Source organism: Variovorax sp. J2L1-78 (assembly GCF_030317205.1).
Taxonomy (GTDB): Bacteria; Pseudomonadota; Gammaproteobacteria; order Burkholderiales; family Burkholderiaceae_C; genus Variovorax; species Variovorax arabinosiphilus.
On sequence record NZ_JASZYB010000001.1, the window covers coordinates 2,104,319 to 2,116,843 of the forward strand.

Below are 12,525 nucleotides of genomic sequence, written 5' to 3' on the forward strand. Positions count from 1 at the left end.
GGCATCATGGCGATGAACCGCGACCAGCTCGTGCGCTGGCTTCCCTTCCTGGCCTGGCCACGCCCCGACCGCGCCCTGCTCATTAACGAAGCCTCCGCCGGCATCACCGTCGCGCTGATGGTCATCCCGCAAGGCGTCGCTTACGCCGCGCTCGCGGGCATGCCGCTGGTCACCGGCGTCTACGCGGCGCTGTTCCCGGCCCTCATCGCGGTGCTCTTCAGTTCGTCGGCACGGCTGTCCGTCGGGCCGACCGCCCTCACCAGCCTGCTGGTCGGTGCGTCGCTGGCGCCGCTGGCCGTGCCGGGCAGCCGCGAATGGGTGGCGCTCGCGGTCTGGCTCACGCTGCTGTCGGGGGGGATGCAGCTGCTGCTGGGCGTGGCGCGCTTCGGCTGGCTGCTGAGGCTGGTGAATTCTCCCGTGCTGATGGGCTTCACGCAGGGCGCGGCGGTGCTCATCACGCTGTCGCAGCTGCCCGCGCTGCTCGGCTTCACCGGGCGCAGCTACACGCAGCTCTTGCAGGGGCCGCCGCCGGATCTCATGGCGATCGCCTTCGGCCTCGGCGGCATGGCGATGCTGTGGGTCGGCAAGCGCATCGCGCCGCGCTTTCCCACCACGATGGCGCTGGTGGCCGTGAGCGCCGCGGCGAGCGCCGCCGTCGGCTATGCGCTCAAGGGCGGTGCCGTGATCGGTGCCTTGCCGTCGGGCCTGCCCTCGTTCTACTGGCCGGGCGGCCTGGGCGCCACCGAGCTCGGCACCCTGCTGCTGCCGGCCTTCCTCATCACGCTGGTGAGCTTTCTGGAAACGGCATCGAGCGCCAAGGTCGACAACGCGCGCGCCGGCAAGCTCTGGAACGAGAACCAGGATCTGATCGGCCAGGGTCTGGGCAAGATCGCCTCCGGCCTTAGCGGCTCGTTCCCCACCAGTTCCTCGTTCTCGCGCTCGGCCATCACGCTGTACGCCGGCGCCAAGACGCAGTGGTCCACGCTGTTCAGCGTGATCGTCGTGGCGGCCGCCCTGCTGTGGGCGATGCCGCTGCTGTTCCATGTGCCGCAGGCGGTGCTGGCGTCGGTGGTGGTCACGGCCACGCTGGGGCTGCTCAAGCCCAGGGCCTTCGCCGCGCTGTGGCGCATCTCGCGGATCGAGGCGGCCATCGCGGTCGCGACCTTCGCACTCACCATCGCGACCGCACCGTCGATCTACTGGGGCGTGCTCGGCGGCCTGCTCGCGGCGCTGGCGCACTACATGTACCGGCACCTGCATCCGCGCATCATCGAGGTGGGCCTGCACGCCGACGGCAGCCTGCGCGACCGGCACCTGTGGCACCTGCCGCCGCTGGCACCGAAGCTCTACGCCCTGCGCATGGATGCCGAGCTCGACTTCGCCTCGGCCAGCACGCTGGAGCACGCCATCACCGCGGCCCTGGCCGAGCGCCCGGGGCTCACCGACGTGTGCCTGTTCGCGCACCCGATCAACCGGGTCGACCTGACCGGCGCCGAAGTCTTCGGCAACATCCGGCGGCTGCTCGAGTCGCAGGGCGTTCGCCTGCATCTGTCGGGCCTCAAGCTGCCGGCCCAGCAGGTGCTGGAGCGTGCCGGGCTGCTGAAGCCCGATGCGATGTTCTTCAGCTACCGGACCGATGCCGAGGCATTGGCGGCGCTGTCGCGGCCCCCGCACGAGGTGCCGGTCGCCGCCTGAGATGGCCCTCGGTCGGCCCGTCAGTGGTTCCCGAGGTACAGCTGCGCCATGCGCTCGTCGTCCAGCAGCCCTTGCGCCTGCCCCTGCAGCACGCAGCGCCCCTGGTCGAGGATGTAGCCCTGCTGGCTGATCTGCAGCGCCTGGCGCGCGCGCTGCTCGACCATCAGCACGGCGACACCGGCGGCCGGCAGCTTGCGCACCATGTCGAAGACCTTGCCCACCAGCGAAGGCGCCAATGCGGCGGTCGGCTCGTCGAGCACCATGATGCGCGGCGACGGCATCAGCGCGCGGGCGAAGGCCAGCTGCTGGCGCTCGCCGCCCGACAAATCGCTGGCCGGCTGCGGCAGCCGTTCGACCAACGCAGGAAAGTCGACCAACACCTCGTCCATGCGGCGCTTGACGTGCGGCACGCCGCGCACCACCAGCAGGTTCTCGCGCACGGTGAGCGACGGGAACACGTTGGCCACCTGTGGCACGTAGGCCAGGCCGGCGTCGAAGCGGTCCTCGGCCGACAGTTTGGTGATGTCGCGCCCGTCCAGGTGGATGGTGCCCGACACGCGCGGCAGCAGGCCCAGCAGCGCCTTCACCAGCGTCGACTTGCCGGCGCCGTTGGTGCCGGCGATGGTGACGATGTCGCCCGGCGCAACGGCCAGGTCGATGCCATGGATGATGTCGACTTCCGAGTAGCCGCCGCGCAGTTGCGCGATCTGCAGCAGGTTCTGCACCGCGCTCATACGACGCCTCCCATGTAAGCCTCTTGCACGCGCGGGTCCTCCAGCACGGAGTGCGGGTCGCCCTCGGCGAGGATGCGTCCGCGGTCCATCACGATCATCCGGTTCGACAGCGCCTTGAGCGCCTGCAGGTGATGCTCGATCACGATGAAGGCGATGCCGCGCGCATGCAGTTCGCGCACGCGGTCGCAGATCTCCTCGATGAGCACCGGGTTCACGCCGGCGAAGGGTTCGTCCAGCAGGATGCAGCGCGGGTCGAGCATGAGCACGCGGCCCAGTTCGACCAGCTTCTTCTGCCCACCCGACAAGCCGCCTGCCTTGACGTCGCGCACGCGTGCCAGGTTGAGGAACTGCAGGATGCCGTCGGCCTTCTCGGCCAGCTGCACCTCGTGCGCGCGCAGGCTGCGCGTCTGGAAGAAGGCATTGACCAGTCGCTCGCCCTGCGGGTTGGCCGCAGCCGCCAGCAGGTTCTCGTGCACCGTGAGGCTCTTGAACTCGCGCGGGATCTGGAAGGTGCGCACCAGGCCCATGCGCGCGCGCCGGTACGGCGGCACGCGTGTGATGTCCTGGCCGTCGAAGCTGATGCGCCCCGCATCGGCCGGCTGCTGGCCGGCGATGGCCGCGAACAGGGTGCTCTTGCCCGCGCCGTTGGTGCCGGCGATGCCCAGGATCTCGTTTTTGGCCAGTTGCAGCGACACGCCGTCGACCGCCTTGAACCCGCCGAATTGCCGTGTCACGGCTTCCACGTTCAGCATCATTTCGCCTTGCCCCCGAAGAGGCCGTTGGGCCGGTACAGCGTGACCAGGATCAGCGCCAGCCCCACCGCCGCGAGGCGCAAGCTGGCCATGCCCACTTCGGACACGCCCGGCACCCAGTCCTTGGCGAAGCGCGAGCCTTCGAGGAACACCATCAGCAGCAGCGAGCCGAACACCGCCCCGCGCACCGTGCCCGTGCCGCCCATCACCAGGCCCATCCACACGTAGAAGGTGATGAGCGGGATGAACTGCTCGGGGGTGATGAAGGTGATGAAGTGCGCGTAGAACGCGCCGGCCAGGCCGGCCAGCGCCGCGCCCAGCATGAACACCTGCACCTTGAACCAGGCCGGGTCCTTGCCCAGGGCGGACAGCGCCGCCTCGTCGTCGCCGATGGCCTTCAGCAGCCGCCCGAAGGGGCTGCGCGCAAGGCGCACCGTGCCCCACGACACGAGCGCGACCAGCACCAGCAGCGTCGTGAAGATCGCCATGTCGGACGCCCCACCCCATGCAGCGAACAGCTTGGGCAAACCAGGCAGGCCCTGCACGCCGTGCGTGAGCCAGCTTTCCTGCTGGATCGAGATACGTACGGCCTCGGAGAAACCCAGGGTGACGATGGCCAGGTAGTCGTCGCGCAGGCGCAGCGACAGCAGGCCGATCGGCAGCGCGAGCAGGCCCGACAGCAGGCCCGCCGCCACGAAGCACAGCGGTAGCGGCACGCCCTGGAGCGACAGCAGGCCCGAGGTGTACGCACCCACGGCGAAGAAGGCCACGACGCCGAAGTTCACCAGCCGCGTGAGGCCGAACTGCAGGTTCAGGCCGAGCGCCAGCAGGCAGTAGATGAGCGCGATGATGCCGATGGCACAGAGGTAAGCAATCATGAAGTCGACTCCTTGCTCAACGCACCAGCTGCACGCGGCCCATGATGCCGGCCGGGCGCAGCAGCAGCACCAGCGCGAGCACCACGAAGGACAGCACCAGCTTGTACGACGGCCCCAGGAGCGGCACCGACAGTTCCTGCGCCACGCACAGCAGCAGCGCGCCCAGCACGGCGCCCACCGGGCTGCCGATGCCGCCCAGCACCATGGCGGCGAAGGCGGGGATCAGGCTCTCCCAGCCCATCTCGGGGCTGACGATGGACTTCATGCCGAGCAGCACGCCGCCCACGGCGGACAGCGCGCCCACCAGCAGCCACAGGTTCAGCATGAGGCCGCCCGCGCGGATGCCGCTGGCGCGGGCCAGGTCGGCACTGTCGGCCACGGCGCGCAACTGGCGGCCGAAGCTGGTGCGGTAGATCAGCACGAACACCACGAGCAGGCAGGCCGCGGCGATGCCCGCGATCGCCAGGTCGGTCGGCAGCACGCGGACGCCGCCGAAGTTCCAGGCGCGCATCAGCGGCAGGTCGAAGGTGCGCTGGTCGTGCCCGGCGAAGAAGGAGATCAGGCTGCGCAGCAGGAAGCCCAGGCCGATGGCCGCGAGCATCGACGACACCATGGGCCGCCCGGCCAGCTTGCGAAAGATCAGCGCGTACGAGCCCGCCGACACCACCGCGGTGGCGGCCATGCTGGCCAGCGCGGCCGCCCACAGGGGCCAGCCGCCCAGCATCTGCACCGCCACGGCGGCGTAGGCTCCCGTGGTCATGAAGTCGCCCGCGGCCGCATTGGGAAAGCGGTTGACGCCCATCACCAGGGTCATGGCCAGGGCGGGCAGCGCCACCACGAGGCCCTCGATCAGTCCGTTGATCAGCAGGTTGGCGAAAGCGATCCAGTTCATCGCGTCATCAGGTCGTGATCGACACCACGTCGCGGCGCACCAGCTGGCCCTTTTCGATGATGTACACACCGAAGTCGGGCGTCGCATCGCCGGCCTTGTCGAAGTCCAGCTTGCTCGATGCGCCTTCGTAGTTCACCTTGGCCTTCTTCGCCAGCTGTGCCTTGCCTTCGGCGAAGGTGAACACGGCTGTGCCCGGCGCGTTGGACACGTCGCGGATCTTGGCGTTGATCTGTTCGACCGTGGCGCGCGGGCCGGCGGCTTCCATCGCCAGGCCGAGCGAGATCACCATGTCGTAGGCCATCGCGGCGTAGATGTTGGTCGATGCGGCCTTGCCGCTGGCCTTGGTGAAGGCCGCGTCGAAGTGCGCGTACGACGCGCTCTTCTCGTTGGACACGGTGTCCACCGAGATGATGCCTTCGCACACCTCGGCGCCCAGCGCCTTCACGAGGTCGGGGTTGGCGGCCCAGCCGGGGATGATCCACTTGTTGTCGCCACCGGCCTGGTACCACTCGCGCAGCAGGATGGTGGTGTCGGGCAGGTAGGAGCCCATCACGATCACGTCGGGCTTGGCCGCGAGGATCTTCTGCAGCTCGCTGCGGTAGCTCGGGCGGGCCGGTTCGTAGGTGACGTTCTCCACCACCTGGCCGCCGCGCTTCGTCCACGCGCGGGTGAAGCCCTCGACGTTGCCCAGGCCCGAGGCGTTGTTGAACGCCATCGTGGCCGGACGCTTGAAGCCGCGCTTGGTGCAGATCTCGGCGAAGGCCGCGCCGAAGCGGTCGTTGGTGGCCTGGAAGCGCCACACCAGGTCCTTGGTGTCGAGCGTGGAGATGGCCGGCGCGCCGGAGACGTTCATCTCGATGATGCCGGCCGCATCGGTCAGCGGCATCACGGCGAGCGTCACGCCCGAGGCCCAGGTACCGAGCAGTGCCTGCACCTTGTTCACTTCGATCAGCTTCTTGGCCGCGAGCACGGCGGCGTCGGGCTTGGTCTGGTCGTCTTCGGTGAAGAGCTCCAGCTTGCGGCCACCGGCGCCACCGGCGGCGTTGATCTCGTCCACGGCCAGGCGGATCGCCTGCTGCATGCCCGGGCCATAGGGGCTGCCCGCGCCGGTGATGGGCGTGAGCGAGCCGATGCGGAACACGTCCCCTTGCTGGCTGAAGCCGATGGTGGGCAGGCATTGCAGTGCGGCAGCGGCGCCGCCGAGCTTGACGAAGTTTCTACGTTGCATGGTTGTCTTCCGGTCAGGGTTGCAGTCAGAGGGTGTTCTTGAAAATGGCGCCGTCCTTGACGATCGCGCGAATGCGCTCGCCCTGGTTCAGCAGGCAGTCGATATCGGTGAGCGGGTTGCCGTCGACCAGCAGCAGGTCGGCGATGGCGCCGGCCGTGACTTCGCCGAGCTGGCCTTGCTGGCCCAGGATCTCGGCGCCGATCAGCGTGGCCTGCTGCAGCACCGGGCCGTTGCCCAGCACGTCGGCGCGCAGGCGCAGCTCGTCGGCCTGCAGGTAGTGCGTCTCGGCCAGCAGGTCGCTGCCCAGGCCCATCTTCACGCCGGCCTTGGCCAGGATCTCGATGGCCGCACGGCCCTGCCCGCGCACGGACTCGATCTTGGCGATCGACGCGGCCGGCAGGCCGTAGCGCTCGCCCTCGTTGGCCAGGCCTTCATAGGTGATCAGCGTGGGCACCATGAAGGCGCCCATCTCGGCCATCAGCTCGGCCGTGGGCGCGTCGACCAGATTGCCGTGCTCGATGGTGCGCACGCCGCAGCGCACCGCACGCGCGATGGCGCGCGGCGTGTAGGCATGGGCCATCACGTAGGTGTTGGCGTTGGAGGCTTCCTCGACCACAGCGCGCAGCTCGGCTTCGGAGTAGCCCAGGTTGCCGATCGGGTCGTTGGGCGACGCGACCCCGCCCGAGGCCATCACCTTGATCTGCGTCGCACCCTTGAGGATTTCCTCGCGCACCGCGATGCGGCAGGCGTCGACGCCGTCGACCACGCGGCCGATGTTGCCCAGCTTGTAGGCGCACGAGCACACGTCGAGGTCGTCGTTGCGCTGGCGGAAGTCGGCATGGCCGCCGGTCTGCGACAGCGCCTTGCCCGACGGGAAGATGCGCGGGCCCGGCACGAGCCCGGTGCGCACCGCTTCGGCCAGCGACCAGTCGGCACCGCCCGCGTCGCGCACGGACGTGAAGCCGCGCTCCAGCATGGCCTTCATGATGGGCAGCGAGCGCAGCATCACGAACACGTTGGGCATCTTCGCGACGGTGCCCAGGTTGAAGGACGAAGCCACCGTGTGCACGTGGCAGTCGATCAGGCCGGGCATCAGCGTCATGCCCTTGGCATCGATCACCGGGGTGCCGCCGGGCGCCTGGACGTCGGCGCCGACCGCGGCGATGCGGCCGTCCTGCACGAGCACCGACAGGCCACTGCGCAGGGTGAGCGCATGGACATCCAGCACATGGCTGTTCTCGATCAACAAAGAAGTCATGAAAGGTTCAGGGATTCGGGAGGGCTTCGGATTACTCATGGCCGACAGGCAGCAGACCTTCGGCAGGGGTTGCATTTATCGGGCCAGACCGCTTGAACCGCAACGCCTAAAATCTCACCCGCCCATGACTCCTGCTCATACCCCCGCATGCGCCGCCTGTGCCCGACCATCTCGGAACTGAACGCCTTCCACTCGGCGGCCAAGCACCAGGCCTTCACCATGGCCGCCAAGGAGCTGTGCGTGACGCAGAGCGCCATCAGCCGCCACATCGCGGGGCTGGAGAACTACCTGGGCCAGAAACTGTTCATCCGCAAGGCATCGGGCCTGGAACTGACCGATGCCGGCGCCACCTACCTGAACGCCACGCGGCCGGCCATGGCCGCGCTTGAATCAGCCACCGCGCAGCTGATGTCCCATGGTGGTGAAGGCGGCACGCTCAACATGTCGGTGCCACCCACCTTCGCAGCGCAGTGGCTCTTTCCGCGGCTCGGGCACTTCAAGCGCACGCTGCCGCAGGTGTCGCTCAACTTCGTGCGCTACCAGCACGCGCACGACTTCGCCGTGTCGCACGAGTTCGACGCCGCCATCCAGTACGGCTATGGCAAGTGGCCCAGCGCCAATGCGCGCTACCTGGTCGGCAAGGAAACCAGCATCGTCTGCAGCGCCCAGTTGCGCGACAGCCTGCCGCTGCGGACGGTCGACGACCTGCAGCGCGCCACGCTGCTGCAGCACATCGAGGTGCCGCTGGCCTGGCAAGACTGGATGGAGGCCAACGGCTGCGACACCAGCGGCAGCCGCTTCGGCCCGGGCTTCAACCTGTACTCGCTCATCATCCGCGCGGCGGTGTCGGGCTTCGGCGTCGGCCTCGTGCCGACCTGCCTGGTCGAAGACGAGATCCAGGCCGGTACGCTGGTGGAGCCGCTGGGCCGGCGCTTCGAGAGCCCGCTGGGTTACTACCTCTGCGCGCCGACGACCCGCACCAACCTGTCGGTGTACCGGCTGGTGGGCGGTTGGCTAGAGCATTGCTGCAACCACGAGGCGGCGACGCAGACCGTGCCTTCGCCGCCATGCATCTTCTGCAGCCCGCAACCGATACTGGCGGCCTGATCAGTCCTGGACCCGGCCACGCAGGCTCTTGATCTCCGAGCGCTGGCTCTTGCCCTCCAGCCGCCGCTGCTTGGAGCCGTAGGTCGGCTTGGTCGCTCGCCGCACGCGCGGCGGTGTCGCCACGCTGTCGACCAGCGCCTGCAGCCGCGCCAGCGCATCGTTGCGGTTCATCTCCTGCGTGCGGTGCTGCTGCGCCTTGAGCACCAGCACGCCTTCCTGTGTGATCCGGCTGTCGCGCAGGGCCAGCAGGCGCTCCTTCACGTCCGGCGGCAGCGAACTGGCCAGGATGTCGTAGCGCAGGTGCACCGCGCTCGACACCTTGTTCACGTTCTGGCCGCCCGCGCCCTGCGCGCGGATGGCGCTCATCTCGACCTCGTCGGGGTCGATCTCCAGGGGGCGGCGGCTCGGGATCATGCGGCGATTGTCCGGGAAGCGCGGCCCCGTCGCCCACAGCCGGAATGCGCCACCAAACGTTACCGGTGCGGCAGGGGCCGCGGTGTAGACTGCCGGGTTTTTCGAAGCTCGCGTATGGTGCAAGTCCCCCGGCGTACAGCCTTCGCCGATTCGGCGCTGGTTCGCCTGCTCGCGCGCTGGAACGAGGCCGAGGTGCGCGAGCCCGCGGCCTCCACCGCGGAACGCCTGAGCCAGTGGCTGGCCTGGACCGACGCGATCGCGCTGTCGACGGTGCTGAACGCCCCAGCCAGCCGCGCCAAGGCCGCTGCCGGCACGCCGGACGACGACTGCGCACGGGTGCGTGACGGCCTGGCGCGGACGATCCGCGAAGACAGCCTGTACGCGAACGGCGGCGACGCGCCGGAAGCGACGGCCGTCGACTTCGCGCCCTACCGCCTGCGTTACCTGGCGCGGCAGCAGGCGATGGAAGCCGGCGTCGGGCCACTGCGTGCCAAGCTGCGCAGCGCGCTGGCGGCACGCTCGGCCGAGATGGCCAAGCTCGCCACGGTCGACGCCGTGCTGGAACAGGCGCTGGAGGCGCGCGAGCACAGCCTGCTCGCCACCGTGCCCGCGATGCTCGAAAAGCGCTTCAAGCGCCTGCGCCAGGCGGCCCTGCCGGCGCCGGACGCACCCGAGACCGATGCCGCGCCGATGGCCTGGCTGCCGGTCTTTCACCAGGACATCTGCGATCTGCTGCTCGCGGAACTGGACTTTCGATTTCAACCGGTCGACGGGCTGCTCGAAGCCCTGCGATCGCACTAGGTGTTCATGAACAGATTGCTTCAACCCCTCGTCTTCGCCGCCGGCCTCGCGGCCATCTGCTGGGTCGGCGTCGGCTACATCGGCCACCACCCGCTGGCACTGGCCATCACGGTGTTGATCGCCGCCTTCTACGGCATCGGCGCGCTCGAACTGCGCCGCTACCACCGCGCCACCCTCGGCCTGAGCGATGCGCTGCAGGGCTTGAATGAAGCCCCCGCGCGCCTCGGCCCGTGGCTCGACCGGATCGACGCCTCGCTGCAGAACGCAGTGCGCCTGCGCATCGAGGGCGAACGCGTCGGCCTGCCCGGCCCGGCGCTCACGCCCTACCTGGCCGGCCTGCTCGTACTGCTGGGCATGCTCGGCACCTTCCTCGGCATGGTGGTCACGCTCAACGGCACCGGTGCCGCGCTGCAGGGCGCGACCGACCTGCCCTCGATCCGCGATTCGCTCGCCGCGCCCGTCAAGGGCCTGGGCCTGGCTTTCGGCACCTCCGTGGCCGGCGTGGCCGCCTCGGCGATGCTCGGCCTGATGTCGGCCCTGTGCCGCCGCGCACGGCTGCAGGCGGGGCAGTTGCTGGACACGCGCATCGCGACCACGCTGCGCCCCTTCTCGCTGGCGCACCAGCGCGAGGCCTCGTTCCAGCTGCTCGAACGGCAGGCCCAGGGCATGCCCGAGCTGGTGGCGCAGCTGAGCGCCATGACGGCCGCGATGGAACGCCAGAGCGAGGCACTGAGCGAACGCCTGCTTGCCGGGCAGGACCGCTTCCACACCGAAGCCGGCGGGGCCTACGCCGGCCTGGCCGCCTCGGTCGACCGCGCGCTGAAGGACAGCCTCATCGAAAGCGCCCGCCTGGCCGGCGCCACCATCCGCCCGGTGGTCGAGGAGGCGATGGCCGGCATCGCGCGCGAAACCACCGCGCTGCACGGCGCCGTGGCGCAGACGGTGCAGCAACAGCTCGACGGCGTGTCGGCCCGCTTCGACACAGCCACCGGCGAGGTGACCGGCACCTGGAAGGCCGCACTGGCCGACCACCGCCAGACCAACGCCGCCATGGCCGGCGACCTGCGCCAGGCGCTCGACGGCTTCAGCGAAGCCTTCGCGCAGCGCTCGGCCGCGCTGGTCGACGGCGTGTCGACGCGCCTCGACGACACCGTCGGCACGGTGGCCAGCCACTGGCAAGGTGCGCTCGCGCAGCATGAGCGCACCAGCGCCCAGCTGGCCGCCGACACGCAACAGGCGCTGACGCGCGCGGCCGACAGCTTCGTGCAACAGGCCGCCGGCTTGGTCCGAAGCGTCGACCAGGCGCATGCCGGCCTGCAGACCGACATCGCGTCGCGCGACGCACAGCGCCTGGCCGCATGGACCCAGGCCCTGGAAGCGATGGCCGCCGCGCTGCGCCAGGAATGGCAGCAGGCCGGCGAGCACACCGTCCGCGAACAGCGCCAGCTCGGCGAGACGCTGACGCTGGCCGTGCGCGAGATGTCCGAGCGCACCGAGGCCCAGGCCACGCACACCATCACCGAAGTCGCCGGCCTGCTGCAGGCCGCGGCCGAGGCACCGCGCGCCGCGGCCGAGGTGGTGGCCGAGCTGCGCACCCAGCTGTCGGACAGCATGGCGCGCGACAACACGATGCTCGAGGAACGCACCCGCATCCTCGACACGCTGAGCACCCTGCTCGACGCGGTCCACCATGCATCGACCGAGCAACGCACCGCCATCGACACGCTGGTCGCGTCGTCGGCCGAGCTGATGGAGCGCGTGGGCAGCCGCTTCACCGACCAGATCGGCGAGCAGGCCGACAAGCTGGCCACGGTGGGCGCGCAGATCACCGGCAGCGCGGTCGAGGTCGCCAGCCTGGGCGAGGCCTTCGGCTTCGCGGTCGAGCGCTTCGGCGAGTCGAACGACAAGCTGGTCGCGCACCTGCAACGCATCGAAGGCGCGCTGGGCAAGTCCCTCACGCGCAGCGACGAGCAGCTGGCCTACTACGTGGCGCAGGCGCGCGAGGTGATCGACCTGAGCATCATGTCGCAGAAGCAGATCGTCGAAGACCTGCAGCAAATCGCCGCGCGGCAAACCGCGGCCAGCGAAGCGTGATGCGCGACGAGCTCGATGCCGACGACGGCGGCGTCGCCGCGGGCGTGCCCGTCTGGGCCGTCTTCGGCGACCTCATGGCCGGCCTGGTCGGCGCCTTCGTGCTGATCCTGGTCTACGCCATCGGCATGCAGCTCGACCTGGCCAGCAAGCTCGAGGCCGAGGTGCAGCAGCGCCAGGTCGAGGCGAAGCGGCGCCAGGCGCTGGAAGAAGCCCTGGCCGGCCCGCTCGCCGCCGGCCGCGTGACGATCGCCAACGGACGCATCGGCATCAGCGGCAGCGTGCTGTTCGCCTTCAACTCCGCCGACCTTCAACCCGAAGGCCGCCAGGTGCTCAAGAGCCTGGCCGGCCCGCTGGCGCGCTATCTGCGCGAGCGCAACGAGATCCTGATGGTGAGCGGGTTCACCGACGACCGGCAGATGCGCGGCAACGCGCGTCTCTTCGCCGACAACTGGGAGCTGTCGGCGCAGCGCGCCTTGACCGTGACCCGCGCCTTGATCGAGGAAGGGATGCCGGCGTCGTCAGTGTTCGCCGCGGCCTTCGGCTCGGAGCAGGCGGTGGCGTCGAACGCCGACGCCGAAGGCCGCGCGAAGAACCGCCGGGTGGAGATGGCGCCCACGCCGAAGCCATCGAACGACATCGTCGCCAAGCCCCGTGGCTGACAACCATCCCACC

12 protein-coding genes are annotated in these 12,525 nt (G+C 69.7%); 5 read left to right on the forward strand and 7 right to left on the reverse strand.

Annotated features, from left to right (window positions below):
- Nucleotides 1-6 precede the first annotated feature (6 nt).
- The gene (locus tag QTH86_RS09960; RefSeq protein ID WP_444813668.1) at nucleotides 7-1,695 is read left to right on the forward strand and encodes a SulP family inorganic anion transporter; all 1,689 of its coding nucleotides are present in this window, start codon (nucleotides 7-9) and stop codon (nucleotides 1,693-1,695) included.
- Nucleotides 1,696-1,715: 20 nt separating this feature from the next.
- On the opposite strand, the gene QTH86_RS09965 is transcribed toward QTH86_RS09960, so the two are convergent.
- From QTH86_RS09965 to QTH86_RS09990, 6 genes are read right to left on the reverse strand one after another with little or no spacing between them, the layout of a single operon-like run.
- The gene (locus QTH86_RS09965; protein ID WP_286644843.1) at nucleotides 1,716-2,429 is read right to left on the reverse strand and encodes an ABC transporter ATP-binding protein; all 714 of its coding nucleotides are present in this window, start codon (nucleotides 2,427-2,429) and stop codon (nucleotides 1,716-1,718) included.
- Nucleotides 2,426-3,184, reverse strand: a complete 759-nt coding sequence (locus QTH86_RS09970) for an ABC transporter ATP-binding protein (protein ID WP_353505980.1) — start codon at nucleotides 3,182-3,184, stop codon at nucleotides 2,426-2,428. The genes QTH86_RS09965 and QTH86_RS09970 overlap by 4 nt, the downstream gene beginning before the upstream one ends.
- Entirely contained in the window at nucleotides 3,181-4,059 is an 879-nt protein-coding gene (locus QTH86_RS09975) for a branched-chain amino acid ABC transporter permease (protein ID WP_286644841.1), read from the reverse strand. The genes QTH86_RS09970 and QTH86_RS09975 overlap by 4 nt, the downstream gene beginning before the upstream one ends.
- Nucleotides 4,060-4,075: 16 nt before the next feature.
- On the reverse strand, nucleotides 4,076-4,951 hold the full coding sequence (locus QTH86_RS09980) for a branched-chain amino acid ABC transporter permease (protein WP_286644840.1): 876 nt from the start codon (nucleotides 4,949-4,951) through the stop codon (nucleotides 4,076-4,078).
- A gap of 7 nt (nucleotides 4,952-4,958) precedes the next feature.
- Nucleotides 4,959-6,179, reverse strand: a complete 1,221-nt coding sequence (locus QTH86_RS09985) for an ABC transporter substrate-binding protein (RefSeq protein WP_286644839.1) — start codon at nucleotides 6,177-6,179, stop codon at nucleotides 4,959-4,961.
- Nucleotides 6,180-6,204: 25 nt separating this feature from the next.
- Nucleotides 6,205-7,437 (reverse strand): metal-dependent hydrolase family protein, encoded by a 1,233-nt coding sequence (locus QTH86_RS09990; protein WP_286644838.1) that lies wholly within the window; start codon nucleotides 7,435-7,437, stop codon nucleotides 6,205-6,207.
- A gap of 147 nt (nucleotides 7,438-7,584) precedes the next feature.
- Here QTH86_RS09990 and QTH86_RS09995 point away from each other — a divergent pair, with 147 nt between their 5' ends.
- On the forward strand, nucleotides 7,585-8,544 hold the full coding sequence (locus tag QTH86_RS09995; protein WP_286644837.1) for a LysR substrate-binding domain-containing protein: 960 nt from the start codon (nucleotides 7,585-7,587) through the stop codon (nucleotides 8,542-8,544).
- Here the strand turns inward: QTH86_RS09995 and arfB are convergent, their stop codons facing one another.
- Nucleotides 8,545-8,958, reverse strand: coding sequence for an alternative ribosome rescue aminoacyl-tRNA hydrolase ArfB (gene arfB / locus QTH86_RS10000; RefSeq protein ID WP_286644836.1), 414 nt, complete (start codon nucleotides 8,956-8,958; stop codon nucleotides 8,545-8,547).
- Nucleotides 8,959-9,072: 114 nt separating this feature from the next.
- On the opposite strand from arfB, the gene QTH86_RS10005 reads away from it, so the two are divergent.
- Genes QTH86_RS10005 through QTH86_RS10015 form a run of 3 tightly spaced genes read left to right on the forward strand, consistent with a single transcriptional unit; the run spans nucleotide 9,073 to nucleotide 12,512 of the window.
- Nucleotides 9,073-9,759: a DUF3348 domain-containing protein gene (locus tag QTH86_RS10005; RefSeq protein ID WP_286644835.1), complete on the forward strand. Its 687-nt coding sequence runs from the start codon at nucleotides 9,073-9,075 to the stop codon at nucleotides 9,757-9,759.
- A 6-nt stretch (nucleotides 9,760-9,765) separates the two neighbouring features.
- The gene (locus QTH86_RS10010) at nucleotides 9,766-11,853 is read left to right on the forward strand and encodes a DUF802 domain-containing protein (RefSeq protein WP_286644834.1); all 2,088 of its coding nucleotides are present in this window, start codon (nucleotides 9,766-9,768) and stop codon (nucleotides 11,851-11,853) included.
- The gene (locus QTH86_RS10015; RefSeq protein ID WP_286644833.1) at nucleotides 11,853-12,512 is read left to right on the forward strand and encodes an OmpA family protein; all 660 of its coding nucleotides are present in this window, start codon (nucleotides 11,853-11,855) and stop codon (nucleotides 12,510-12,512) included. The genes QTH86_RS10010 and QTH86_RS10015 overlap by 1 nt, the downstream gene beginning before the upstream one ends.
- Nucleotides 12,513-12,525: the final 13 nt, after the last annotated feature.

Excerpts from the sequence above, each read along its gene's own strand:
- QTH86_RS09985 (WP_286644839.1), bottom strand. The coding sequence starts at position 6,179 with ATGCAACGTAGAAACTTCGTCAAGCTCGGCGGCGCCGCTGCCGCACTG.
- QTH86_RS09990 (WP_286644838.1), bottom strand. The coding sequence starts at position 7,437 with ATGACTTCTTTGTTGATCGAGAACAGCCATGTGCTGGATGTCCATGCG.
- QTH86_RS10010 (WP_286644834.1), top strand. The coding sequence starts at position 9,766 with ATGAACAGATTGCTTCAACCCCTCGTCTTCGCCGCCGGCCTCGCGGCC.
- QTH86_RS09995 (WP_286644837.1), top strand. The coding sequence starts at position 7,585 with ATGCGCCGCCTGTGCCCGACCATCTCGGAACTGAACGCCTTCCACTCG.
- QTH86_RS10015 (WP_286644833.1), top strand. The coding sequence starts at position 11,853 with ATGCGCGACGAGCTCGATGCCGACGACGGCGGCGTCGCCGCGGGCGTG.
- QTH86_RS09970 (WP_353505980.1), bottom strand. The coding sequence starts at position 3,184 with ATGATGCTGAACGTGGAAGCCGTGACACGGCAATTCGGCGGGTTCAAG.
- QTH86_RS10005 (WP_286644835.1), top strand. The coding sequence starts at position 9,073 with ATGGTGCAAGTCCCCCGGCGTACAGCCTTCGCCGATTCGGCGCTGGTT.
- QTH86_RS09960 (WP_444813668.1), top strand. The coding sequence starts at position 7 with ATGGCGATGAACCGCGACCAGCTCGTGCGCTGGCTTCCCTTCCTGGCC.
- arfB (WP_286644836.1), bottom strand. The coding sequence starts at position 8,958 with ATGATCCCGAGCCGCCGCCCCCTGGAGATCGACCCCGACGAGGTCGAG.
- QTH86_RS09980 (WP_286644840.1), bottom strand. The coding sequence starts at position 4,951 with ATGAACTGGATCGCTTTCGCCAACCTGCTGATCAACGGACTGATCGAG.
- QTH86_RS09965 (WP_286644843.1), bottom strand. The coding sequence starts at position 2,429 with ATGAGCGCGGTGCAGAACCTGCTGCAGATCGCGCAACTGCGCGGCGGC.
- QTH86_RS09975 (WP_286644841.1), bottom strand. The coding sequence starts at position 4,059 with ATGATTGCTTACCTCTGTGCCATCGGCATCATCGCGCTCATCTACTGC.